Source organism: Rhodococcus sp. Eu-32 (assembly GCF_003336925.1).
GTDB classification, from domain to species: Bacteria; Actinomycetota; Actinomycetes; order Mycobacteriales; family Mycobacteriaceae; genus Rhodococcoides; species Rhodococcoides kyotonensis_B.
In genome coordinates this window covers 158,388-182,111 of record NZ_QGNK01000012.1, presented here as the reverse complement: position 1 = coordinate 182,111, position 23,724 = coordinate 158,388, and the positions used below count along the sequence as shown (strand labels likewise).

Annotated in this window: 23 protein-coding genes and 2 tRNA genes; 13 read left to right on the top strand and 12 right to left on the bottom strand. The window is 65.4% G+C overall.

Annotated features, from left to right (window positions below):
• Positions 1–342: 342 nt before the first annotated feature.
• On the bottom strand, positions 343–1,488 hold the full coding sequence (locus DK926_RS16305; RefSeq protein ID WP_114331271.1) for an MFS transporter: 1,146 nt from the start codon (positions 1,486–1,488) through the stop codon (positions 343–345).
• Between the two features lie 187 nt (positions 1,489–1,675).
• On the opposite strand from DK926_RS16305, the gene DK926_RS16300 reads away from it, so the two are divergent.
• The 3 genes from DK926_RS16300 to DK926_RS16290 are packed head-to-tail and all read left to right on the top strand — an operon-like array spanning position 1,676 to position 4,960.
• The gene (locus DK926_RS16300; protein ID WP_114331270.1) at positions 1,676–2,449 is read left to right on the top strand and encodes a fumarylacetoacetate hydrolase family protein; all 774 of its coding nucleotides are present in this window, start codon (positions 1,676–1,678) and stop codon (positions 2,447–2,449) included.
• Between the two features lie 35 nt (positions 2,450–2,484).
• Complete coding sequence (gene gltX, locus DK926_RS16295; RefSeq protein WP_114331269.1) at positions 2,485–3,957, top strand: glutamate--tRNA ligase; 1,473 nt, start codon at positions 2,485–2,487, stop codon at positions 3,955–3,957.
• Positions 3,958–3,976: 19 nt separating this feature from the next.
• Positions 3,977–4,960 (top strand): YihY/virulence factor BrkB family protein, encoded by a 984-nt coding sequence (locus DK926_RS16290; protein ID WP_207890845.1) that lies wholly within the window; start codon positions 3,977–3,979, stop codon positions 4,958–4,960.
• On the opposite strand, the gene DK926_RS16285 is transcribed toward DK926_RS16290, so the two are convergent.
• Positions 4,942–6,462 carry a bifunctional 3'-5' exonuclease/DNA polymerase gene (locus tag DK926_RS16285; RefSeq protein WP_114331289.1) on the bottom strand — a complete coding sequence of 507 codons (1,521 nt, stop codon included), beginning with the start codon at positions 6,460–6,462 and terminating at the stop codon, positions 4,942–4,944. The genes DK926_RS16290 and DK926_RS16285 overlap by 19 nt on opposite strands.
• Positions 6,463–6,668: 206 nt before the next feature.
• Between DK926_RS16285 and DK926_RS16280 the strand changes: the two genes are divergently transcribed.
• Together DK926_RS16280 and DK926_RS16275 are read left to right on the top strand one after the other, a co-directional pair.
• Positions 6,669–6,740, top strand: a tRNA-Gln gene (locus DK926_RS16280).
• A gap of 116 nt (positions 6,741–6,856) precedes the next feature.
• Positions 6,857–6,929: transfer RNA gene (locus DK926_RS16275), tRNA-Glu, on the top strand.
• A gap of 56 nt (positions 6,930–6,985) precedes the next feature.
• Here DK926_RS16275 and DK926_RS26665 read toward each other — a convergent pair.
• Genes DK926_RS26665 through DK926_RS16265 form a run of 3 tightly spaced genes read right to left on the bottom strand, consistent with a single transcriptional unit; the run spans position 6,986 to position 8,475 of the window.
• Entirely contained in the window at positions 6,986–7,153 is a 168-nt protein-coding gene (locus DK926_RS26665; RefSeq protein ID WP_165839592.1) for a DUF5302 domain-containing protein, read from the bottom strand.
• Positions 7,154–7,208: 55 nt separating this feature from the next.
• Positions 7,209–7,718 (bottom strand): PPOX class F420-dependent oxidoreductase, encoded by a 510-nt coding sequence (locus DK926_RS16270; protein WP_114331288.1) that lies wholly within the window; start codon positions 7,716–7,718, stop codon positions 7,209–7,211.
• Between the two features lie 55 nt (positions 7,719–7,773).
• Positions 7,774–8,475 carry an IclR family transcriptional regulator gene (locus DK926_RS16265; protein ID WP_114331267.1) on the bottom strand — a complete coding sequence of 234 codons (702 nt, stop codon included), beginning with the start codon at positions 8,473–8,475 and terminating at the stop codon, positions 7,774–7,776.
• A gap of 189 nt (positions 8,476–8,664) precedes the next feature.
• On the opposite strand from DK926_RS16265, the gene leuC reads away from it, so the two are divergent.
• From leuC to DK926_RS16250, 3 genes are all read left to right on the top strand, one after another.
• A complete protein-coding gene (leuC, locus tag DK926_RS16260; protein WP_114331266.1) occupies positions 8,665–10,089 on the top strand; it encodes a 3-isopropylmalate dehydratase large subunit in 1,425 nt (474 codons plus the stop codon).
• 50 nt (positions 10,090–10,139) lie between these two features.
• On the top strand, positions 10,140–10,757 hold the full coding sequence (leuD, locus tag DK926_RS16255) for a 3-isopropylmalate dehydratase small subunit (protein ID WP_068428474.1): 618 nt from the start codon (positions 10,140–10,142) through the stop codon (positions 10,755–10,757).
• A 148-nt stretch (positions 10,758–10,905) separates the two neighbouring features.
• Positions 10,906–11,607: an HU family DNA-binding protein gene (locus tag DK926_RS16250; protein ID WP_114331265.1), complete on the top strand. Its 702-nt coding sequence runs from the start codon at positions 10,906–10,908 to the stop codon at positions 11,605–11,607.
• A gap of 133 nt (positions 11,608–11,740) precedes the next feature.
• On the opposite strand, the gene DK926_RS16245 is transcribed toward DK926_RS16250, so the two are convergent.
• From DK926_RS16245 to cofC, 3 genes are all read right to left on the bottom strand, one after another.
• A complete protein-coding gene (locus DK926_RS16245) occupies positions 11,741–12,676 on the bottom strand; it encodes an NUDIX hydrolase (protein ID WP_114331264.1) in 936 nt (311 codons plus the stop codon).
• Positions 12,676–14,802 carry an RNA degradosome polyphosphate kinase gene (locus tag DK926_RS16240; RefSeq protein WP_243636849.1) on the bottom strand — a complete coding sequence of 709 codons (2,127 nt, stop codon included), beginning with the start codon at positions 14,800–14,802 and terminating at the stop codon, positions 12,676–12,678. Before DK926_RS16240 ends, DK926_RS16245 begins: the two co-directional genes overlap by 1 nt.
• A 167-nt stretch (positions 14,803–14,969) precedes the next feature.
• Positions 14,970–15,617 carry a 2-phospho-L-lactate guanylyltransferase gene (gene cofC / locus DK926_RS16235; protein ID WP_207890844.1) on the bottom strand — a complete coding sequence of 216 codons (648 nt, stop codon included), beginning with the start codon at positions 15,615–15,617 and terminating at the stop codon, positions 14,970–14,972.
• A 142-nt stretch (positions 15,618–15,759) separates the two neighbouring features.
• Between cofC and DK926_RS16230 the strand changes: the two genes are divergently transcribed.
• Both DK926_RS16230 and DK926_RS16225 read left to right on the top strand, forming a co-directional pair.
• Positions 15,760–16,758 carry an NAD(P)H-dependent glycerol-3-phosphate dehydrogenase gene (locus DK926_RS16230; RefSeq protein WP_114331262.1) on the top strand — a complete coding sequence of 333 codons (999 nt, stop codon included), beginning with the start codon at positions 15,760–15,762 and terminating at the stop codon, positions 16,756–16,758.
• A gap of 51 nt (positions 16,759–16,809) precedes the next feature.
• Positions 16,810–17,916 carry a D-alanine--D-alanine ligase family protein gene (locus DK926_RS16225; protein WP_114331287.1) on the top strand — a complete coding sequence of 369 codons (1,107 nt, stop codon included), beginning with the start codon at positions 16,810–16,812 and terminating at the stop codon, positions 17,914–17,916.
• Here DK926_RS16225 and DK926_RS16220 read toward each other — a convergent pair.
• Both DK926_RS16220 and DK926_RS16215 read right to left on the bottom strand, forming a co-directional pair.
• A complete protein-coding gene (locus DK926_RS16220) occupies positions 17,913–18,521 on the bottom strand; it encodes a DUF3515 domain-containing protein (RefSeq protein WP_114331261.1) in 609 nt (202 codons plus the stop codon). The two genes, DK926_RS16225 and DK926_RS16220, sit on opposite strands and share 4 nt — an antisense overlap.
• A 29-nt stretch (positions 18,522–18,550) precedes the next feature.
• Positions 18,551–18,784 carry an Lrp/AsnC ligand binding domain-containing protein gene (locus DK926_RS16215; protein WP_068428494.1) on the bottom strand — a complete coding sequence of 78 codons (234 nt, stop codon included), beginning with the start codon at positions 18,782–18,784 and terminating at the stop codon, positions 18,551–18,553.
• 170 nt (positions 18,785–18,954) lie between these two features.
• Here DK926_RS16215 and DK926_RS16210 point away from each other — a divergent pair, with 170 nt between their 5' ends.
• Positions 18,955–19,911, top strand: coding sequence for a thiamine-phosphate kinase (locus DK926_RS16210; RefSeq protein ID WP_114331260.1), 957 nt, complete (start codon positions 18,955–18,957; stop codon positions 19,909–19,911).
• Positions 19,912–19,938: 27 nt separating this feature from the next.
• On the top strand, positions 19,939–20,631 hold the full coding sequence (locus DK926_RS16205) for a uracil-DNA glycosylase (protein WP_114331286.1): 693 nt from the start codon (positions 19,939–19,941) through the stop codon (positions 20,629–20,631).
• 12 nt (positions 20,632–20,643) lie between these two features.
• Here DK926_RS16205 and DK926_RS16200 read toward each other — a convergent pair whose 3' ends face one another.
• Both DK926_RS16200 and rpmB read right to left on the bottom strand, forming a co-directional pair.
• A complete protein-coding gene (locus tag DK926_RS16200) occupies positions 20,644–21,432 on the bottom strand; it encodes an enoyl-CoA hydratase-related protein (RefSeq protein ID WP_114331259.1) in 789 nt (262 codons plus the stop codon).
• Between the two features lie 137 nt (positions 21,433–21,569).
• On the bottom strand, positions 21,570–21,761 hold the full coding sequence (rpmB, locus tag DK926_RS16195; protein ID WP_008717389.1) for a 50S ribosomal protein L28: 192 nt from the start codon (positions 21,759–21,761) through the stop codon (positions 21,570–21,572).
• Between the two features lie 264 nt (positions 21,762–22,025).
• Between rpmB and DK926_RS16190 the strand changes: the two genes are divergently transcribed.
• Entirely contained in the window at positions 22,026–23,714 is a 1,689-nt protein-coding gene (locus DK926_RS16190) for a DAK2 domain-containing protein (RefSeq protein WP_207890843.1), read from the top strand.
• The last annotated feature ends 10 nt before the right edge of the window (positions 23,715–23,724 follow it).

Here is a 23,724-nt window from a genome sequence, read left to right as displayed (position 1 = left end):
CCCCGGAATCGATCATGGCGTAGAAGCTATCGCGCACTTCTTCCGATTTGCCCCGCGTTCTACCCACGACACACCACCTACTTCTTCCTGGTCAGGAGCGGTGGTGCATCGACCGCTTGAGACTGCCGTGAGTGAGCGAGGGGCGCCCTCGCTTATATCCGACGGGCTGACCTGAGCGAGGGACGCCTTCGGTCACTCAGAGTGAGCGAAGGACGCCCTCGCTGCTGATCCGGCGGGCCCAAGTGACCGAAGGTGACATTCGGTCACCAGAACGGGCGCGCCCCGGACCGCCGCGCCCCCGACCGCCGCGCCCCCGACCGCCGCGCCCCCAACCGCCTCCGGTCAGTCCTTCGACTCGTGGTCCGCCGGGATGACGGGGACGGACAGGGCAGGGAAGACCGAGGACACCAGGAACGCCACGGGAAAGCTGACGGCCGCGAGGGCGCCGAATGCCGGGGGTACGAGGGACGCGGCGATGTACTGACCTGTGTTCTGCATTCCCAGCGCACGACCGCTCCAGTACGGTCCCGCGAACTCAGCGACCGCGGTGAAGGCCAACCCGTTGGGTGCGACGGTGACGACCGATGCGACGACCATGACGACGATGGACACGGGGGAGTCCATCCAGTTGGTGATCGCGAGTACGAGCATGGTGACCGTCGTCGATACGGCGACCCAGCGGAGCGGACGCATTCGGCTGCCGACGCGGTCGGACAGTGCGCCGACGCCCATGCGGCCGAGGGCTCCCAGGATCTGGGTTGCGGTGACGAGTACACCGGCCGATGCGGCGGACCATCCGCGGTCGGACATCAACCACACGAGTGCGTACGTCCACACGACGTACTGCGGCACGACGAGCAGGATCGACGTCGAATGGATACGCCACAGCTGGCTGCTCGTGCGGTACGGGTTGACCAGCAGTCCTTGCTTCTCCGCCGCAGCGCGGTCCGGACGCGGGGGATCGACGACGCCCAGGCACAGAATCGCGCCGAGTCCACAGATGACCGCTGGGACGAGCAGAGCGGATCCGACGCCGTGGTCGCGCGCGATGGACGGGATGGTCATCGCGGCGACAGCGACACCCAATGGAACCGACATCTGACGGATTCCCATGGCGAGCCCACGCTGCTTCGGCGGGAACCAGCCGACGACGACGCGTCCGCTCGCACTGTTGGCACTGGCTGCAGCCATTCCACCGACCAGAAGGCACAGTCCGAGTATCGGTAGCGAAGTGGTGAAGTACGCGGCGACACTCGCGAGTGCGGTGAGCCCCAATCCAATTGCCAGAACGAGCCTTTCGCCGACGCGATCGACGAGCACGCCCCATGCGATGAGCGTCAGCATGATGCCGACCGTCGGCATCGCGACGAGAATTCCGGCGGTCGCGAAACTGAGGCCGAGATCGTCGTGCAGTGCGGGGATCAGGAAGGCGGCGCCGTTGATGAACACGGCTCCTGCGGTCTGGGCAAGCATTCCGAGCCCGAGCATGAACCACTTTCGACGACTCGTCGTCCGGCTCTCACTGTCGGTTCTCGTCACGTTCCTCACTGCTCCATCTCACTATGTGGACACTGAATCTCTCAGTGTGAACTCTGCGATCGACTGTACTCCGCGACAGTGGTGGGCAATTCGACGGCCCGGCCACGAGGAAAACGTGGGTCGATAGACTTTCGGTATGCGACTGGGTCGAATTGCAAGTCCTGACGGTGTGGCTTTCGTGAGTATCGAAGGGAAGGGTGACGCGCAGACTGCCAAGGAAATCGCCGAACATCCTTTCGGCACACCGACCTTCACCGGGCGCTCGTGGCCGCTCGCCGATGTTCGCTTGCTGGCGCCGATTCTCGCCAGCAAGGTGATCGCGATCGGCAAGAACTACGCGGCGCACGCCGCGGAGATGGGTGGCGAAGCGCCGGAATCTCCCGTCATCTTCATCAAGCCCAACACGTCGATCGTCGGACCGGGCGCTCCGATCGTGCTTCCCCCGACGTCGAACGAAGTTCATTACGAAGGCGAACTCGCGGTCGTCATCGGCCGCCCCTGCAAGGACGTTCCCGCGTCCAAGGCTCTCGACGTCGTGCTCGGATACACCGTCGCCAACGATGTATCCGCCCGCGATCACCAGCGTGCCGACGGTCAGTGGACCAGGGCGAAGGGGCATGACACGTTCTGCCCGCTCGGTCCGTGGATCGAGACGTCGCTCGATGCATCGGACGTCGAGATCAAGACCGAGGTCGACGGCCAGGTCAAGCAGCACAGCCGCACGTCGCTGCTGTTGCACGACATCCCGAAAATCATCGAATGGGTCTCCGCCGTCATGACTCTGCTGCCCGGTGACGTCATCCTGACCGGAACGCCGGAGGGCGTCGGGCCGATCGCCGACGGCCAGTCGGTGTCGATCACCGTCGAGGGCATCGGAACGTTGACGAACCCTGTCGTCGCCAAGAACTAGACACCCACACTCAAGCCCTCGAACGTGAGCGAGACATGACCTCCACCGAAGTACGAGTCCGATTCTGCCCTTCGCCGACGGGCACACCCCATGTCGGCCTCATCCGCACCGCGCTGTTCAACTGGGCGTTCGCGCGCCACCACGGTGGCTCGTTCGTCTTCCGCATCGAGGACACCGACGCGGCCCGCGACTCCGAGGAGTCCTACGCCGCCCTTCTCGACGCCTTGCGCTGGCTCGGTCTGACGTGGGACGAGGGCCCCGAGGTCGGTGGACCGTACGAACCGTATCGGCAATCGCTTCGACGCGACCAGCACCTCGAGGTCGTCGCGAAGCTTCTGGAGGCAGGGGAGGCGTACGAGAGCTTCTCGACGCCCGAGGAAGTCGAGGCCAGGCACAAGGCGGCAGGTCGTGATCCGAAGCTCGGGTACGACAATTTCGATCGTGACCTCACGCCGGAACAGAAGCAGTCGTTCGTCGACGAGGGCCGCAAATCCGTTGTGCGCCTTCGTATGCCGGATCACGATCTGACGTGGAACGACTTGGTGCGCGGCGAGACGACGTTCAAGGCGGGAACGGTTCCGGACTTCGCGCTCACCCGTGGCAACGGAATCCCGTTGTACACGTTGGTCAATCCTGTCGACGACGCACTCATGAACATCACCCATGTTCTCCGTGGTGAGGACCTCCTGTCGTCGACGCCGCGTCAGCTCGCGCTGTACGAAGCGTTGGTCCGTATCGGAGTCGCGCAGCGGACACCGGAATTCGGTCACCTTCCCTTCGTGATGGGGCAGGGAAACAAGAAGCTGTCCAAGCGCGATCCCGAGTCGAATCTGTTCATTCACCGCGACCGCGGGTTCGTTCCCGAAGGGCTGCTCAACTATCTGGCATTGCTCGGGTGGGGGATTTCGGACGATCACGACGTGTTCTCGTTGGAGGAGATGGTCGAGGCGTTCGAGATCGGCAAGGTCAACTCGAACCCGGCGCGCTTCGACCAGAAGAAGGCCGACGCCATCAACGCCGAGCAGATCCGACTGCTGGAGCCGGCGGATTTCGCGACGCGTCTGCGTGCCTTCCTCACCGAGCACGGCCATCTGCCTGCCGAGATCGACGAGGCGCAGTTCGCGATCGCCGCGGATCTGGTGCAGACACGCATCGTCGTGCTGTCCGACGCGTGGGGGCTGCTGAAGTTCCTGTACGTGTCCGACGACGAATTCGAGATCGGTCCGGCGGCCGCGTCGAAGAATCTCGGTGCCGACGCGGGCCCGGTGCTCGACGCGACCATCGCCGCGTTGACGGCACTGCCCGAATGGAAGACAGCCGAGCTCGAGGAATCGCTGAAGTCCGCGCTGATCGACGGTCTGGGGCTCAAGCCCCGCAAGGCATTCGCTCCCGTGCGCGTTGCGATCACCGGGTCGCACATCAGCCCGCCGCTGTACGAATCCATGGAACTGCTCGGCCGCGACAAGTCGCTCGCTCGACTCGGCGCGGCGCGCGCCCTGGTGGGTTGATCCACCCGATGGCGAGCCGGTGAGCGCTTCCGGCCGGGTGGACCGGTTCCAACGCAGACATCCGGTGGTCGGGTTTCCGCTCGCCGTCGTCTACAAGTTCGTCGACGATCAGGGTGGCTACCTCGCCGCCCTGATCGCCTACTACGCGTTCGTATCTCTTTTTCCGCTGTTGCTGTTGGGCTCGACCATTCTGGGGATCGTGCTCGCGGGCAATCCCGATCTGCAGCAACAGATTCTGGACTCGGCGCTGAATCAGATTCCGATCGTCGGGCAGGACGTCGGCGAACCCACTCGCATCGGTGGCGGCACACTGGGTCTCGTCGTCGGCGTCGTCGGATCGTTGTACGGCGGTCTCGGTGTCGCGGTGGCGTTCCAGAATGCGATGAACACCGCGTGGGCCGTCCCGAAGAATCTGCGCCCGGACCCGATCCGGGCACGCCTACGCGGTCTGGGGCTGCTCAGTACCGTCGGAGTCGCGGTACTCGGCATCACCGCGGTCAATGTGATCAGCTCCGCGGGCTACTTCGGGGAGATCACGGGCACCGTCGTGCTGGCTGCTGTCGTTCTGTTGAACATCGTGGTGTTCGGTGTCGCGTTCCGGCTCGCCACGGCGAGGCCACTGTCGGTGGGGGACGTGTTGCCGGGTGCTGTAGCGGCAGGGGTGATCTGGCAGCTCCTGCAGACGTTCGGCGGGGTCTACATCAAACATGTCGTGAGCCGAGCCTCGATCATCAACGGTGTGTTCGCGGTCGTGCTCGGACTGCTCGCCTTCATGTACGTCGCAGCGGTTCTCGTCGTCGTCGCGGTCGAGATCAACGTCGTACGCGTCGACAAGCTCTATCCGCGTTCGCTGTTGACCCCGTTCACCGACGATGTCGACCTGACCGAAGGGGACCGTCTCACCTACACCGGGCAGGCGGAGGCGCAACGCAGCAAGGGGTTCGAGGAGATCGACGTCAGTTTCGACGGCCCGGGACCGAACGGTCATTCGGGATCGGCGTAGTGCGGCCGGACCGCGATGTCCATCGGGAAGCGTACGACGGTGTCGCCGAACAGCAGTCGCGTCGCCGCCAGCGCGGAGTCGACGACGAGTCCGCGCGCGGTGTCGGGGTCGGACGTATGGACCATGACTTCGTCGTGTTGAAAGAACACCAGTTCGCCCGATCCTGGATGTGCCGACAGGCGTCGCCGTAGTTCGGCCAGGAGACAAAGCGCCCATTCCGACGCCGTCGCCTGCACGACGAAGTTCCGTGTGAAGCGGCCGCGGGCATGGGTGTCGCCCTGGGACCACCACTCCGGCGTCGGCGGCGGGCAGGCTCGTCCGAGCCACGAACGGACCGTCTCACCCCGTTCGCCGGCGCGCGCGGCGCGTTCCACGTAGTCGACGGCGTCCGGGAAGCGGCGACGCAGCAGCGTGAGGAGGGCCCGCGCGTCACCCGACGTCGCGCCGTAGAGGACTCCGAGGATCGCGACCTTGGCCTTGGCTCGGTCCCCGCCGAATGCGGCGCCGGCGACCAGTGCGTAAAGATCGTCGCTGCCCGCTGCATCCATCATCTGTCGATCACCCGACATCGCGGCGAGAATGCGCGGCTCCAACTGACCGGCGTCGGCGATCACGAAGGTGTGTCCTGTATCCGCGATCACACTGTGCCGCAGGGCTTTCGGAATCTGCAGTGCACCGCCGCCACGGCTCGCCCAACGCCCGGACACGACCCCACCGGGAACGTACACGGGACGGAACCGGTCGTTCCTCACCCAGGTGTCGAGCCACGACCATCCGTTGGTGCTGAACAATTTCGCGAGATCGCGGTAGCGAAGAATCAGCGGGATCGCAGGATGGTCGATCCGTCGCAGAACATGGGCGCGTGTGGAGTCGAGCACGATGTCCTCCCGGGCGAATGCGGCCACCACCTCGGCGGGCGATGCCGGATTGACTCGGCGACCGAAGACCTCGCCGACGGCGATTTCCAGTTCGATCATCGACCGCGGCAGCGATCCGTCGGGTGGACGGGGACCCAGGACTGTCTCGAGGTACTGCCGATGACGCGTCGACGAGAACGGCAGCCCGTCGTAGCTCATCTCTGCGGCGGTGAGTGCTCCCGCCGATTCGGCGGCGACGAGCAGTCGAAGCGTCGCCGAATTCTGCATCGCGATGGCGTGCGTCCGATACGACTCGACCAATGAGCCAGGCGACGGAGGGTCGTACGTCTCGAAGAGGCCCGGCCGATCGTCGCGGTCGACGGCGGCCACCATCACCTCGCCGCGCCGCGTCGCCAGAATCGACTCGGTGAGCTCGAGGTCGTGGCAGCGCTGGACGCGAACGCCTGCGTCGAGCAGCGGGGGATAGACGCGCGCTGCAGAGTCCCAGATCCAGCGTGGGTGAGAGTCGGCCTCGATCCTGCAGACGGTGTCCGCAAGATCGGAACATGTGATTCCGTCGCGGACCGTTCCGTCGTCATCGATCGGAACCAGGACGCCACCCGCGCCCGACGGTGCGACGACCATCTTCACGGCGGATCCTCGCGAACGTTCACCCCATGCAGTCTTCAGTAGTGTCATTTACGGGCCATCGACGGGGCCGCGGAGTCAGGTCAGTGCCTCTGACCAGGCGATTTGGAGAATCATGGGTGGGCCCTGCTAATCTCTATCACGGCTCGAAACGAGGTGCGGAGCGCAGCGGAAACGCTCGCCGAGCAGTTCGAGAAGGTCATTGGGGTATGGTGTAATTGGCAACACAGCGGTTTCTGGTACCGCCATTCTAGGTTCGAGTCCTGGTACCCCAGCAAGCGCGAAGCGGCGATTTGGTCGCAGAGCGCGAGCCGGTTAAGCTTCCTGAGCACTCAGCGAGTGGTTGGCGGAGTGCAACCGGAAGCAACACTGCAAGTGCTGTAAAGATCCTGGCCCCGTCGTCTAGCGGCCTAGGACGCCGCCCTCTCAAGGCGGTAGCGCGGGTTCGAATCCCGTCGGGGCTACAACGAAAACCCTCCCACCGATCGCGGTGGGAGGGTCTTTTCGTTCGTCGGGACGGTCATACACTCTTGCGCCGGAACATCTTCTGGTGATCGGCCGGCCCGTGCGCGTTGTGCACCTTGGGTCCGCCGTCCAGGTGGTCGGTCGCGGTCACCGACTTGTGGTTCTTCTTGTCCAGCACTTCGCGGAACTTCTTCTTCAGATTCTCGTTGTCGGACTGGGTCATGATCACTCCTCGGGCGTCGACTGCCCACGAAGGTACTCCTCCCGGCAGGTCGGACTCACCCCATTTTCGAAAGGTACTGAGCCGTGGTGCCGCCGAGCGGAAGCGTCGGGAGCCCCAGTTTGCGGTGATCCCAGGAACGAATCCGGTCGACGACGACGCGAACGACGATTCTCTTGTTCATCATCTGCTCGACCATCGGGCGAACCTCGTCCGAATAGGGACCGGTGTAGCGCTCCCAGACGCTGATGCCGACGTTCAGGGTGGCGTCCGGATCGTCGACGACCTCGGCGTGGCCGTCGATCGACACACCGCGCAGTGTGTCGTACGTATGACCGTCCTCGACGAGAACCGTGATGCGCGGATCGCGGCGTAGGTTGACGGCCTTCTGGGACTTCGCTTTGGTCTCGAACCAGATTTCGCCGTCGAGCAGCGCGTACCACATCGCGACGAGATGCGGTGTGCCGTCACGACCGATCGTCGCGAGGGTTGCGACGCGGCTGCGTTCGAGAAATTCGCCGATCTCGGCGTCGGTCATCGTGATCTGTGCCCGTTGATTGGTTCCCACGAGCATCTTCCTATCAGAGGAGACCGATCGGTGTTCGCATTCGACGAACGACAGCTCACAATCGCTTGTGAATGGCCTCCGCCGCCGCGAGGAGGTCGGCGGCCCAGCGGGCGCCGGGGCGCCGTCCGATTCGATCGATCGGCCCGGAAACCGACACTGCCGCAACGACATTGCCGACGGCGTCGCGAATCGGCGCGGCCACCGACGCGACGCCGGGCTCACGCTCGCCTGCACTCTGTGCCCACCCGCGTCGACGCACCTCGGCCAACGCGCGCTCGCCGAATTCGGCCTCGGGCAATATCGCTCGTTGAGCGTGCGGATCGGCCCACGCCAGAAGGACCTTGGCGCCGGAGCCTGCAGTCATCGGAAGGCGCGCTCCGACGAGGACCGTGTCGCGCAGTCCCGTCGGGGGTTCCATGGAGGCGACGCAGACGCGAACCGATCCTTCGTGCCGGTAGATCTGCACGCTCTCGCCGGTGATCTCACGCAAGCGGGGAAGGACCGAGGCGGCCGCGTCGAGAAGCGTGTCCGACGCGGTGGCGGCGAGTTCCGCCAGACCGGGTCCAGGACGCCACAGGCCGTTGGAGTCTCGGGTGAGAAGGCGGTGGATCTCGAGTCCGACGGCCAGACGGTGGGCCGTCGCGCGGGGGAGTCCGGTTCGTGCGCAGAGATCGCTCAGCGTGCAGGGCTCCTCGGCTACCGCGTACAGAACGCCCATAGCTTTGTCCAGAACTCCGATGCCGCTATGCTGTCTCATAGGTCGATACTAGCGTCTCGCATAGTGGGAATGCACATTGTGAGACCGCACAGTGTGCGCGCACGATGCGAGGAGGCGCGCAGTGGGTGTGCTGTGCAGTGTCGACGAACGACGCGACGTGGGCCGGCCCGTAGCCCACCGGCGCGACAGGCAGAAGTGACTCGAGCGAAGTAGAGATTGGTGGTAACCATGTCCGGAACAGCACGCACGCTGGCGGAGAAGGTGTGGGATCAGCACGTCGTCGTACGCGGCGAAGGTGAAGGTGCTTCGCGTGAGCCCGATTTGATCTACATCGATCTGCATCTCGTGCACGAGGTCACCAGTCCTCAGGCGTTCGACGGCCTCCGTCTCGCCGGACGACCGCTCCGACGGCCGGACCTCACGATCGCCACCGAAGACCACAACGTCCCGACCGCCGACATCTTCGCGCCCATCGCGGATGTCGTGTCGCGGACGCAGGTCGACACGCTGCGCAAGAACTGCGAGGAATTCGGAGTTCGGCTGCACCCCATGGGCAATCTGGATCAGGGCATCGTCCACATCATCGGCCCGCAGCTGGGCCTGACGCAGCCGGGAATGACCGTCGTCTGCGGAGACAGTCACACTTCGACGCACGGTGCTTTCGGCGCCATCGCAATGGGAATCGGCACGAGCGAAGTCGAACACGTCATGGCGACGCAGACGCTGTCGCTGCGTCCGTTCAAGACGATGGCGATCACCGTCGACGGGCAGCTCGCGCCCGGCGTCACGAGCAAGGACCTGATCCTCGCCGTGATCGCGAAGATCGGCACCGGTGGCGGTCAGGGTTACGTTCTCGAGTACCGCGGCGAGGCCATCCGCGCGATGTCGATGGAAGCTCGAATGACCATCTGCAACATGTCGATCGAGGCGGGGGCTCGCGCCGGCATGATCGCGCCCGACGAGATCACCTACGAATACATCAAGGGGCGGCCGCACGCACCGCAGGGTGCGGACTGGGACGAGGCCGTCGCGGCGTGGGACCAGCTGAAGACCGATCCGGATGCCGTCTTCGACAACGAGGTTCACATCGACGCGTCGTCGCTCACGCCGTTCGTGACGTGGGGTACCAACCCGGGGCAGGGCGCGCCACTCGGTGATCGCGTTCCCGATCCGGACGATTTCGCCGACGAGAGCGCCAAATTGGCTGCCGAGAAGGCGCTGCAGTACATGGGTCTCGAGGCAGGAACTCCGTTGCGGGAGGTCTCGGTCGACACCGTGTTCGTCGGATCCTGCACCAACGGTCGCATCGAGGATCTGCGTGCCGTCGCAGAGGTTCTCGACGGCCGCACGGTCGCCGACGGTGTGCGCATGCTGATCGTGCCCGGATCGATGCGCGTGCGCGCACAGGCCGAGGAGGAAGGTCTCGGTGAGATCTTCACCGCCGCAGGCGCCGAATGGCGCCAGGCCGGATGCTCGATGTGTCTCGGAATGAACCCGGATCAGCTCGCGTCCGGCGAGCGTTCGGCGTCCACCTCCAACCGAAACTTCGAAGGGCGTCAAGGGAAAGGGAGCCGTACTCACCTGGTCTCGCCGCTCGTCGCGGCTGCCACTGCGGTACGAGGCACGCTGTCGTCGCCCGCCGATCTCGTCTGACCCGGCCTTTCATTCGCACGAATTATTCGTTGACCGTAGGAGATTTTTCGATGGAACCCTTTACCAGCCATAAAGGAATCGGCGTACCGCTGCGTCGGTCGAACGTCGACACCGACCAGATCATTCCGGCCGAGTACCTGAAGCGAGTCACGCGTACGGGTTTCGAGGACGGTCTGTTCGCCGCGTGGCGAAACGATCCTGATTTCATTCTCAACAACAGTCCGTACGACCGCGGTTCGGTTCTGGTGGCGGGACCGGACTTCGGAACGGGGTCCTCGAGGGAGCATGCGGTGTGGGCTCTCTCCGACTTCGGATTTCGGGTCGTCATCGCGTCGCGTTTCGCCGACATCTTCCGCGGGAACGCCGGAAAGGCGGGTTTGCTGGCCGCACAGGTCGAGCAGAGCGACGTCGAATTGATCTGGAAGGCACTCGAAGAGCAGCCAGGACTCGAGATCACCGTCGATCTGGAAGAGAAGACCGTCACAGCGGGAACCTTGGTGGTGCGCTTCGATATTGACGACTACACGAGGTGGCGCCTGCTGGAGGGCCTGGACGACATCGGATTGACGTTACGCCAGGTAGACGCCATTGCCGAGTACGAAAAGGCAAGGCCTTCATGGAAACCTACGACGCTTCCCGAGCGCATCGAGGCCCCGTCCGAAGGGTAGGAAATTCGGCCTCCGAGACCTACTGTGGCGGTAAATCTTTCCGTTGCGCCTGATGAAAATTGGCGTGGCGCATAGACTCTTGACGTCTTGGGGTTTACCGTTGTAGTAGTCGGTCCGACGATGGGCCACAATATTGCGGAGGAAATCCATGAACAAGGCAGAGCTGATCGATGCCCTGACCGAGAAGTTGGGGTCTGACAGGCGGAGCGCGACCGAGGCTGTCGAGAACATCGTCGACACCATCGTGCGTGCAGTTCACCGTGGCGAGAGCGTCACCATCACCGGATTCGGTGTGTTCGAGCAGCGTCGCCGTGCGGCTCGTGTCGCGCGCAACCCTCGTACCGGCGAGACCGTTCGCGTGAAGCCGACCAACGTTCCTGCTTTCCGTCCGGGTGCTCAGTTCAAGGCCGTCATCGCTGGCGGACAGAAGCTTCCGGCGTCCGGCCCCGCCGTCAAGCGTGGATCGGCTGCTGCGCCGGCGAAGAAGACTGCAGCAGCGAAGAAGACCGCAGCCAAGAAGGCAGCAGTCAAGACGACCGCTCGCAAGACCACCACCGCCGCCGCCAAGAAGGCAGCACCGGCCAAGACGACGGCCCGCAAGACCACCACCGCCGCCGCCAAGAAGGCAGCACCGGCCAAGACGACGGCCCGCAAGACCACCACCGCCGCCGCCAAGAAGGCAGCTCCCGCGAAGACGGCTGCCAAGAAGACCACGGCTGCAGCGAAGAAGGCTCCGGCCAAGACCGCAGCCAAGAAGACCACGGCTGCAGCGAAGAAGGCTCCGGCCAAGACCGCAGCCAAGAAGACCGCCGCCAAGAAGGCCCCGGCTAAGCGCACCGCACGCAAGTAAGCGTCGAACGGTACGGCAGTACCGAAAACAACGACAGGGCCCCGACATTCGATGTCGGGGCCCTGTCGTCGTCCTGTATGTCGTTGTCGTGGACCGTTTCTGTGTCGGCCGTTGTGTCGTGTCGTACCGCGTATCAGTCCTCGGCAGGCACGGTCGGCAGCGGGCTCGCCAGGTGATCGGCCGCGATCAGTTTGTCGCCGTACAGCGTCAGCACCCAGACGCTGCCTTTTCGATTGCGGTTCGGCGGTAGCGTGACGCCGTCCTTCTCCGCCCACCACGACAGCAGATCCGGAATGACCTTGCCCTGACTGCACAGTGCGGTCACGTGATCGGCCGACGCGATCTCGCGGGCACGCCGGCGAGCGGTCGGCGGGTCCTCCCAGTACCCCTCTTCGGACAGCAAGGGTTCCAACGTGATCTGTTCCCCCAGCGCGTCCGCAAGAGGCTGTACGGTTTGCACACACCGTCGCCGATTCGCTGCGTGCACGGTCTCCGCTCCGAACGCTCGCAGCTGTCCGACGAGCGCCGCTGCCTGGGTTTGTCCGAGCTTGTCCAAGGGGCGCAACGCGTCGTCGCCTTTGTAGCGCGATCGTTGCCCGGCGCGACCGTGCCGAACCAGCAACAGGGTCCGGGTGTCCGCCGGTTGCTTCAGGAATTTGTTCAGCACCTTGCGATCCATCGGATACGACAATTCACGCGCGGCGTGCTCGGGGCTGACCCATCTCAGCTCGTCCACTTCGGAGTTCGCTTCGAATTTGCCGTCGCGTGCCTCCGCGGCCCAGTAGTCGACCTTCTTCGTCTTCTGGTGCCCCGGAACGGGATACGTGACCTTGGTCAGATACCGGCCCAATCGAGCGTCGAACCCCGTCTCCTCGGCGATTTCCCGCACTGCGGCCACGACGGCGTTCTCGCCCGGGTCGATCTTTCCCTTCGGAAAGGACCAGTCGTCGTACTTCGGGCGATGAACGAGAGCGACACGAATGTCGCCTCCGTCGCCGGGGCATCGTCGCCACAGGACGGCACCCGCGGCGAAGATGTTGGCGCGCAGCGATTTGTCGCCGCGGCTCATCAGGAGGCCCGACTCCGACGGCTGCGCATCAGCTCGACCTGGTGCTCGCGCACGGTCTCACCCTGTGCGGGCGACGCGGCCCAGCTGCCGTCGGGCTGCAGAACCCAGCAGCGCGTGGTGGGGTCGAGAGCGGACTCGAAGATGTCGTCGAGTTGAGCGGTCAACCGTGGATCCTTCACCTGCGCCATGACTTCCACGCGGCGGTCCAGATTGCGATGCATCATGTCCGCGCTGCCGATCCAGAATTCTTCCGAACCGCGGAACTCGAGTACCCGTGAGTGTTCGAGGAAACGCCCGAGAATGGAACGCACCTCGATGTTCTCGCTCAGGCCGGGTACTCCTGGCTTCAGCGCGCAGATGCCGCGCACGACGACCTGAATCGGGACTCCGGCAGCGGACGCACGGTACAGGGCGTCGATGACCTGTTCGTCCACGAGCGCGTTGGCCTTCAACCGGACACCGGCGTTGCGGCCGGCCTGCTTGTGCTCGACCTCGCGTTCGATGCGCTCGATGATTCCGCGTCGAACCCCGTACGGAGCCACCAGGAGGTTCCGGTAGTGGGACTTGCGGGAGTATCCGGTCAGCGAATTGAACAGGTCGGTGAGGTCGGCGCCGATCTCGGGCGACGACGTCAACAAGCCCACGTCCTCGTAGATGCGGGCAGTCTTCGGGTTGTAGTTGCCGGTTCCGATGTGGCAGTACCGACGAATGACCGATCCTTCGCGTCGAACGACGAGGCACGTCTTGCAGTGCGTCTTCAAGCCGACGAGACCGTATACGACGTGTACCCCGGCTTTTTCGAGCTTGCGTGCCCATTCGATGTTGGCCTGCTCGTCGAACCGCGCCTTGATCTCGACCAGTGCGACGACCTGCTTGCCCGCGCCTGCCGCGTCGACGAGTGCGTTGACGATCGGTGAGTCACCGGAGGTGCGGTAGAGAGTCTGCTTGATGGCGAGCACGTGCGGATCGGCAGCCGCCTGCTCGATGAAGCGCTGCACACTCGTCGAGAACGAATCGTACGGATGCTGCACCAGCACATCGCCGTCGCGCAGCGTCGAGAACACGCTTTTCGGTGTTTCGCGCTCGCCGAACGCCGGATGCGTCGCGGGCACGAACGGTGCGTCCTTCAGGGTGGGACGGTCGACGCCGTACACCTGCCACAGGCAGGACAGGTCGAGGAGGCCCGGCACCTGGATGACGTCACCGGGGTCGACGTCGAGTTCGCGCAACAGCAGACCCAGCATGTGCTCGGTCATGTCGTCGGCGATCTCGAGGCGGACCGGAGAACCGAATCGGCGACGCGCCAGCTCGCGTTCGAGTGCCTGCAGCAGATCCTCGTCTCGATCTTCCTCGACCTCGAAATCCGCGTTGCGCGTGATGCGGAACGCATGGCTCTCCACGACTTCCATTCCGGGGAACAGGACGTCGAGGTGCGCCGAGATGACTTCTTCCATCGCGAGGAACGCATCGACGGCCTGGCCGTCGCCGCCGCGTCGCACACGCACGAAACGGTCGACGTTGTCCGGAACCTTGACGCGCGCGAAGTGCTCGCCTGCGGTGGCGTAATCCTTCACCGTGACAGCGAGATTGAGGCTGAGGCCGCTGATGTACGGGAACGGGTGGGCGGGGTCGACGGCGAGAGGTGTCAGTACCGGGAAGATCTGTTCCTGGAAGTACGCGGACAGGCGTTCGCGTTCGGCGTCGTCGAGGTCTCGCCACCGGACGATCTCGATGCCCTCGGATGCCAACTCGGGCAGGATCGAGTCGAGCAGCACCCGCGCGTGGCGACGCGCAAGTTCCTGTGTCCGTTCGCCGATCAGCGCGAGCTGTTCGCGGGGAGTGAGACCGTCGGCGGATCGGACCGACAGCCCCGTCTCGTCACGACGTTTCAGACCCGCGACGCGGACCATGTAGAACTCGTCGAGATTCGAGGCGAAGATGGCGAGGAACTTCGCACGCTCGAGGAGCGGAAGCGACGAATCCTCCGCGAGAGCGAGAACGCGTGAATTGAAGTCCAGCCAGCTCAATTCGCGGTTCAGATAACGATTTTCGGGCAGAGCGTCCTTGTTCTGGACGACCTCGGGAGTGGTGGCGGCGGGTAGGGCGGACGGACTGCTCGGTGTCACGTTCGCTAGGGGAGCGCTCCATTCCGCAGCCTCGACACCGCCCGAAGGGCCAGTGGATTCCGATTCGCCGGTCTGTACTTCGCTGTCGCTCACGAGAACGATCATCCCCCATTCCGTCGATGGTTGAAACTCGGATCGGCCATTTCGATCGCGATGCCGTGGCCGCATCACCAACCGAGCGTACGGAGAACTTCCGCGGTGGCGGGTCCGACACCCAACGAGAGTGCTTGTCGCACGTCGTCGATCGTGTCCACGTCGAGACGGAGGCCGGGCCAGGTGCCGTCGAGATCGTCGGCGCCCGACTGTCGGTGACGCTGGGCCGACGCCGGTCCGAACAGGGGAGTGAAGTCGCTCGCACCTGCCTTCAGGATCAGTGCAGCCGTTCCCGTTCCGTGGTGATCGCTGACGACGGACCTCGACGCCGGACGTGCGGTCTCGTAGGCCTCGGCGAGTTCCTCCGAACGCAATGCGGGCAGATCGGCCTGCAGGACGATGATGTCGTGTTCTCCGCCGGCACGAGCGGAGGTCATCGCAGCCGAGAACGCCGAGTTCAGTCGGTCGGCGGACGTGCCGTCCTCGCCTGCCGGATCCTCGACGACGAGAGCCCCCAACTCGTCCGCCACGTCGGCGACGGTCGGATCCGGCGTGACGACGGTGATCGACCCGACTGCCTCCACCGCACGGGCCGCCTGCACGGTGTCACGCAGCATCGCCACGACGAGCCGCGCCCGATCGACGTCCGAGAACGAACCGGCCAACCTCGTCTTGGCGGTGGTCAGATCCTTCACTGCGATGACCACGTGGGCGGTACTCATGGGTACCGATCCTGCCAGCGTGCGCGTCGCGCGCCGAGTTCGACCTCGGTGACGGGGCTCGGGCGGCTACTGTGATGCGGCGGCATGCTGGCGGGGTGGCCGACGCGGATTCCGGCGAGACTTTTCGAGAAGGTGGTTTTCGATGACCAGAGCAGCAGTACTCGGTTCCGGATCGTGGGGAACGGCATTCGCGAAAGTGCTTGCCGATGCCGGGACGGACGTCACGATGTGGGCCCGACGTGAGGAGTTGGCGTCGGCGATCGCCGACAAGCACGAGAACACCGACTATCTCCCCGGAATCACGTTGCCGTCGTCGATCTCGGCCACGAGCGACCCGGCGACGGCGCTCGACGGGGCCGACATCGTCGTGCTCGCGGTGCCCTCGCAGTCGTTGCGCGCCAACCTGGCCACGTGGACCGACTTCATTCCGGCGGATGCGACGCTGCTCAGTCTGGCCAAGGGAATCGAGACCGGAACGTTGCTGCGTATGAGCCAGGTGGTCGGTCAGGTGACGGGGGCGGATCCGAGTCGGATCGCGTCGTTGTCCGGCCCGAATCTCGCGCGGCCGATCGCGGAGGGTCAGCCGGCTGCGACGGTCATCGCGTGCCCGGATTCCAGGCGCGCGCTCGAGATTCAGAAGTCCTGTGCGACAGGGTATTTCCGTCCCTACACCAATTCCGACGTCATCGGCTGCGAAATCGGCGGTGCGTGCAAGAACGTCATCGCCCTCGCCTGCGGAATGGCGAGTGGCGTCGGCTACGGGGAGAACACGCTCGCGTCGATCATGACGCGCGGCCTCGCCGAGATCATTCGGCTCGGCACCGCGCTCGGCGCGAAGCCGGCGACGCTGGCCGGTCTCGCGGGCGTCGGCGATCTCGTCGCGACATGCTCGTCGACGCTGTCGCGCAACCGCACGTTCGGTGAGCGCCTCGGGTCGGGCGGGTCGATGGAGAGTGCGCAGAAAGCTGCACACGGTCAGGTCGCCGAGGGCGTCAAGTCCTGCACGTCGGTACGTGCGCTGGCCGAGAGCTACGACGTCGAGATGCCGCTCACCGAAGCAGTTCACCGCGTGTGCCACGAAGGATTGTCGGTTCCCGACGCCGTCGGGCATCTGCTCGGCCGTCGTATCAAGCCCGAGTGAAGGTGGGCCACGTCCACTGTGGCCGATGAGGTGGCGGTACGGTTTGGAACCGTGAGCACACCCCGTACCAAGGTCGCCGTCCTCTTCGGCGGCCGGAGCAACGAGCACGCCGTGTCCTGCGTATCCGCAGGCAGCGTGCTGAAGCATCTCGATCCGGAGCGGTACGAGGTCGTCCCGATCGGCATCACCACCGACGGCGCCTGGGTGCTCGGCGCCTCGGACCTCGAAGCACTGGCCATCCACGGCCGTGAACTTCCGTCCGTGGACAAGGACGGCGTCGCGCTGGCACTGACGGCCGATCCGACCCGTCGAGGCGCGCTCGTCGGACTCGGGGAGGGCGACGCGGGCAAGGTGCTCGACGCCGTCGACGTCGTCTTCCCGATCCTGCACGGACCGTACGGCGAGGATGGAACGGTTCAGGGGTTGCTCGAGCTCGCCGGCATTCCGTATGTCGGCCCGGGCGTCCTCGCCAGCGCTGCGGGAATGGACAAGGAGTTCACGAAGAAGCTGTTGGCGGCGGAGGGACTGCCCGTCGGCAGGCAGGTGGTGCTCCGGCACGACACCGAATCGTTGACCCCGGCGCAACAGGATTCGATCGGACTGCCCGCATTCGTCAAACCCGCGCGTGGCGGATCGTCCATCGGCATCTCACGGATCGTCGCGTGGAGCCAGCTTCCGGCGGCCATCGCCGAGGCTCGTCGCCACGATCCGAAAGTGGTTGTGGAAGCGGCCATTCACGGGCGTGAGGTCGAGTGCGGTGTTCTCGAATTCCCGGACGGTGCCGTGCGCGCGAGCGCGGTCGCCGAGATCAAGTTGCCCGGCGCCGACGCGAACGACCACTCGTTCTACGACTTCGACAGCAAGTACCTCGACGACGTCACCGAATTCGACCTGCCCGCCGATCTTTCCGAGGACGTCGCCGACCGAATCCGGTCGATCGCGGTCGACGCGTTCCGTGCTCTCGATTGCCAGGGACTCGCGCGTGTCGACTTCTTCGTCACCGACGACGGCCCCGTCATCAACGAGATCAACACGATGCCCGGATTCACCTCGATCTCGATGTACCCGAAGATGTGGGGCGAAAGCGGCGTCGAGTACGGGACTCTGCTCGATACGTTGATCGAGACGGCCGTCGCCCGGGGTGTCGGACTGCGCTAGTTCGGGGGCTGACGCAGAGGCGCAGGATCGAGCGGTGTCTGCGGCAATGCGGCGGTGATTGCGTTCGACGCGTCCTGCAGCGGTGTCGGTCCCGACCCACCGGGAACGGTCAGTGCGACGTAGACGGCGCGGTCGACGGCGAACCACGTGCTGGCGTCGATGCCGGAGTCGGCACCGGACACCTCGAACCATTGCACATCGTTGACGACCTGCAGGGGCGCTGCGACGTCGAACCCGTCAGGTCGGTCGAGGCCACAACGCAGGACGACAGGTTCGGACTCGTCGTCGCCTGGTGCCCACGCGCGAGCGCCCGCCGGGGCAGGGTCGAGCAGTTCGGCCGAGCGGTAGTCACCGAGTTGCTCTGGCAGAGCGCCCAGCAGCGAGGTGCATTCCGGACTCTCGGCTTCGGGCGCGTTCACCGGTCCGAGCGCTTCGGGTGGGCGCGTGGACTTGCCCGACACCATGACTGCCGCAACGATGACACCGATCAGCAGCGCGACCGGAAGCGCCACCGCCGTCGCGATCACCGCAGGGTGACGCCGTTCGGGTTGCTCCTGATGTGTCGGCTCCGTCGGTGGCAGGGGCGTGGATTCGGGTTCGCTCATGGTCCTTCGATCTTTTTCGCAGTGTGAGGTCAATGCTGGTCGACGACCTGGCAGGTCAGCGTGCGAGTGATCGAGTCGACCTTCTGGATGTGTCCGACGATGTCGCGAACCTGTGCGTCGCCTTCACCCTCGGCGCGCACGACGACGTCGTAGGGTCCGGTCACTGCTTCTGCCGACACCACGCCGGACACCTCGCGCAACGCGGACGCCACGAGGCCCGCGCGCCCCACCTCGGTCTGAACGAGGACGAATATCTGCACCATTGCTGGTCCCTTCTGGCGATCCTCGGCCGCGACACCGGCGGTAGTGTCGAGCGAGGGGAACGTGATCGTGGTGAGCAGTTCACCGCCTGCGCACCTGCCGCTAAAAGTACCGCAGCGCCGAATCGGGTCCTCGCGCGCACGACCACCATCGACACGAGGGAGTTTTCGTCATCGACAACGGAGAGACGACCGTCGGCAGCGTCGGCGAGTTCGGTGTCATCGACAGGATCACCCGGGGGCGGCATCATCCGGCCGACACGGTCCTCGGCCCGGGAGACGACGCTGCGATCGTCGCCGCGCCCTCCCGATCGGTCGTGGCTACGACGGATATGTTGGTGCAGGGCAGGCATTTTCGCCTGGACTGGTCGAGTCCGGTCGACATCGGACGCAAGGCGATTGCGCAGAACGCTGCGGACGTCGTGGCGATGGGTGCACGGTGCACCGGCTTTCTCGTCGCCCTCGGCTGCCCGTCGGACACGCCGATCTCGATCACCGACGGACTCACCGACGGGCTGTGGCTCGAAGCCGAGCGTGCGGGAGCGGGCATCGTCGGCGGTGACCTCGTGCAGTCGGAGAGCCTCGTGATTTCGATCACCGCCCTGGGGGATCTGGACGGGCGACCCGCCGTACTCCGTTCCGGGGCGCAGCCGGGAGACGTCGTCGCCGTCGCCGGTCGGCTGGGACGGTCGGCCGCTGGGCTCGCCGTCCTGCTGGCGGGAATCGACGGTCACGTCGGACTCGTCGATGCGCATCGGGTTCCCAGCCCGGACTATTCCCGAGGGGCGGCTGCCGCGCGTGCGGGTGCGACGTCACTCACCGACGTCTCCGACGGGTTGCTCGCCGACCTCGGGCACATCGCGGACGCGTCGTCCGTGTCGATCGACGTCGTCACGGAGCTGCTGCACCCTGACGACGACATGCGTTCTGCGGCAACCGAACTCGGTGTGTCCGCGTTCGACTGGATGCTCGGCGGAGGTGAGGATCATGCGTTCGCCGGAACCTTCCCCGCGAACGTGACGCTGCCCGACGGGTGGGTCGTGATCGGGACCGTGCACGACGGGTCGGGCGTCACCGTCGACGGGAGAGGCCACGACGGGAGCCACGGCTGGTCGAGCTTCTCGGTGTGAGGACAGTTCTGGGCTATGTTGCACGATATGACGAAGAAGCCGCTCGCGGAGGTAGTCGAAAAGGGTTGGGCTACAGCGCTCTCCCCGGTCGAGGATCGAATCACGCACATGGGGAACTTCCTGCGTGAGGAGGTCGCGAACGGTCGGCAGTATCTCCCGTCGGGGAACAACGTGTTGCGCGCGTTCACCCGACCGTTCGACGACGTCCGTGTCCTGATCGTCGGGCAGGACCCGTATCCGACGCCGGGACATGCGGTGGGGCTGAGCTTCTCGGTCGCCCCGGATGTGCGCCCGGTGCCGCGTTCGCTCGCGAACATCTTCAAGGAGTACACCGAGGATCTCGGCTTCCCGACGCCTACCTCCGGCGATCTGACGCCGTGGGCGGATCAGGGTGTGCTGCTGTTGAATCGAGTCCTCACGGTCGAACCGGGTGTCGCCGCGTCGCACCGACGGAAAGGGTGGGAAGCGGTGACGGAACAGGCCATTCGAGCGCTCGTCGCCCGCTCCGAATCCGGTGAATCGGCGGGCTTGGTCGCCATTCTGTGGGGACGCGACGCGGCGACGCTGAAGCCGATGCTCGGAAGCACCCCGTACATCGAATCGGCCCATCCCTCACCGCTGTCCGCGTCGCGCGGATTCTTCGGTTCTCGGCCGTTCAGCAGAACGAACGACATCCTCGCCGACGGCGGCCACCGGCCGATCGACTGGCGGCTGCCCTAGCGGAGGAGAGGATCAGGAGAAGTCGGGGCGACGCTTCTCGACGAACGCGTCGACGCCCTCGCGTCCGGTAGGACTGTCGGCGGCGGCCGAGATCGACTCCGTCTCCGCAGCCAATTGCTGTGCGAGAGTGTTGTTCTCGGACTGCAACAGCAGCGCTTTCACGCCCTGGAACGCCGCGGTCGGGCCCGCGGCGAACGTGCGCGCCAGACGTTCGGCCTCGCTCACGATGATGTCGTCACCCACCAGACGGCTGAGGATACCGAGGCGAACGGCTTCCTCGCCGTTGATGATCGAGTCGTTCAGCAGAATGTCCCGCGCGCGAGTGGAGCCGACGATGCGGGGCAGAGTCCACGTCAGTCCGCCGTCCGGAGTGAATCCGATTCCGGGGTAGGCGGGACGAAGTTTGGTCGCGCGTCCGCCGATCGCGACGTCGGCGTGGCACACGATGCTCATGCCCGCGCCCGCCGCCCAACCCTGGACGCCTGCGACGATGGGCGCCGTGGCTGCGGCGAGCTCGGAGACGAAAGCGTGGAACGCGTCGGCGACCTCGCGCACGTACGCGCCGCGATCGGGTGCGTCGGCGAAGGCGCGGACGTTGCCGCCTGCACAGAAGTTCGGACCGGATCCGACGAGCAGAACACATCCCGCGCGAAGTTCGCCTGCGTTCAGCAACCGAAGTGCCGCAGCGCCTTCCGTCATCGCGTCACCGTTCAGCGACGTTCCCGCGGCCTCGGTGGCCACGGTGATTCTCAGTACACCGTCCTCGAGATGGACGTAGTTCGCGCTTTCGATGTTGGTCACCGTCGCACTGTAACGTGCCTCACCCGAGGGGACGCGAACCCCCTCCGGCAGATACGACGATGCCCCCCGAAAACAACTGTGCCCCGACGCTGAACAGCGTCGGGGCACAGTCGATGATGCAGTCGATGAGGGCTCGATCAGCCCCGAACCACCTTGCCGGCCTTGAGGCAGGAGGTGCACACGTTCATGCGCTTGCTGTTGCCGGGGGCAACCTGAGCGTGAACGGTCTGGATGTTCGGGTTCCAGCGACGGTTGGTCCGTCGGTGCGAGTGCGAGACCGACTTACCGAAGCCGGGCCCCTTGGCGCATACGTCGCAGACGGCAGCCATAGTCGCGAACTCCTTGATAGATGTTGTTCATTACATGAGGGCATTTGCTCCGACACGTACGACGCGCACAGCACACCGTGCCGCATCAGGCAACCCTGCAAGAATAGCCGTGCCCCCGGAATTAACCAAACCGCCACCTGAGGGCGTACGTCACAGCCGCTGGGAACGGTAGCCGCGCGTCACCGAGTCTAGGCTTGTCCGGTGTCGGTCCGCCGACGCACGGGGAGTTCTCGATCGATCTGCAGCGTCGAACAGGGGGTGTACGTGGCGGAGAGCGAGCTCGAGGCGACGTCGACAGAACTCGGCGTCGACGAGTTGCGTACGTGGGCGTACCGATGTGTCGACGATCTGACCGCGCGATGCGACGAGATCAACGAGCTGAACGTCTTTCCCATCCCCGATTCCGACACCGGAACGAATCTGGTGTTCACCGTCCGCGCTGCCGTCGAGAGCATGCGTGCGGCCGGACCCGACGCGGATCTGCGGGCGACGGCGTCGGCCCTCGCGGCGGGAGCAGTGGCAGGCGCGCGAGGAAACTCGGGCGTCATCGTGTCGCAGGTTCTGCGAGCGGTCGCCGAAGTGGCGTCTCGTGGCTGTCTCGACGGTGCGGGGTTGACCGATGCTCTCGTGCGCGCAGCCGAACTCGTCGTCGAGGTCGTCAGCGTTCCGGTGCAGGGCACCATCGTCAGCGTGCTCGCGCGGGTGGCCGAGGACGTGGCGTCGCTCGATCGGCAGGCCGACGTGGCGGTCGTGGCTCGCCGGGCTGCCGAATCGGCGTCCAGTGGGCTGGATCGCACGCGCAAGCAGTTGCCCGCGCTCGACGCAGCAGGTGTCGTCGACGCCGGAGCACTCGGTCTCCGCGTGATGCTCGATGCACTCGCCACCACGCTGACCGGTGCCGTCCCGTCGCGGCAGCGCTATCACCGACGGGTCGATCCGCAGACGCGACGAAGCGCCCCACCCCGGTTGCTGCCGCGGGCGACGGCTGTCGGCGACGTCACGCACGGCGAAGCGACGGTCGGATACGAAGTTCTGTACGGGATTCGCGACATCGACGACGACGGTGCGCGACAGCTTCGACTCGGCCTCGCAGAAATCGGGGATTCCGTCGTCGTGGCGGGCGACGGCGACGGCGGGTGGTCCGCGCACGTCCATACCGCCAATGCGGGGCTGGCCGTGGATGTCGGTCTGAAGATCGGGAACGTGCACGGGGTGAGGATCGAAGTGCTGGAGTCCGCCGAGGCGGGTTCGGGTGGGCACTGTCACCCGGGTGACTCCACTGCCGACGTTCGCGGTGGGCGCGACATTCTCGCGGTCGTGGCGGGCGACGGTGCCGAAGGGCTCTACTCGGGCGAGGGTGCGAGCGTCCTCCGATCCGACAGACAACGCCTCGGGCCTGCCGAACTGTGCGCCGCGATCGTCGAGTCGAACCACCCCGAAGTTCTCGTCCTGCCCAACGGAGCTCTGTCCGCCCAGGAATTGGTGCACGTCAGCATCGCGTCGCGCAACGCGGGCAAGGACGTGCTGATGCTGCCGTCCGGTTCGATGGTGCAAGGACTCGCTGCGCTCGCGGTCCACGACGCGTCGCGTGCAGCGGTGGACGACGCCTTCGCGATGTCCGAAGCGGCGGCCGGTACCCGGTGGGCGTCGCTGCGTCACGCCGAGGAACGCTCGCTCACGTGGGTCGGAACCTGCGAGCCCGGTGACGGTCTCGGACTCGTCGGGCACGAAGTCGTCGTCATCGGCCCCGACGGGGTCACCGCCGGCCGCGACCTGCTCGATCAACTTCTGTCGGTGGGTGGTGAGATGGTGACGATGCTGATGGGGCGGGCCGCGTCGGACGAGTTGGGTGAGCAGCTGACCGAACACGTACGCACCCGCTATCCAGGTGTGGAAGTCGTGGTCTACCACGGCGGACAGATGGACGAACTGGCGCAGCTCGGCATCGAGTGACTGACGAGAA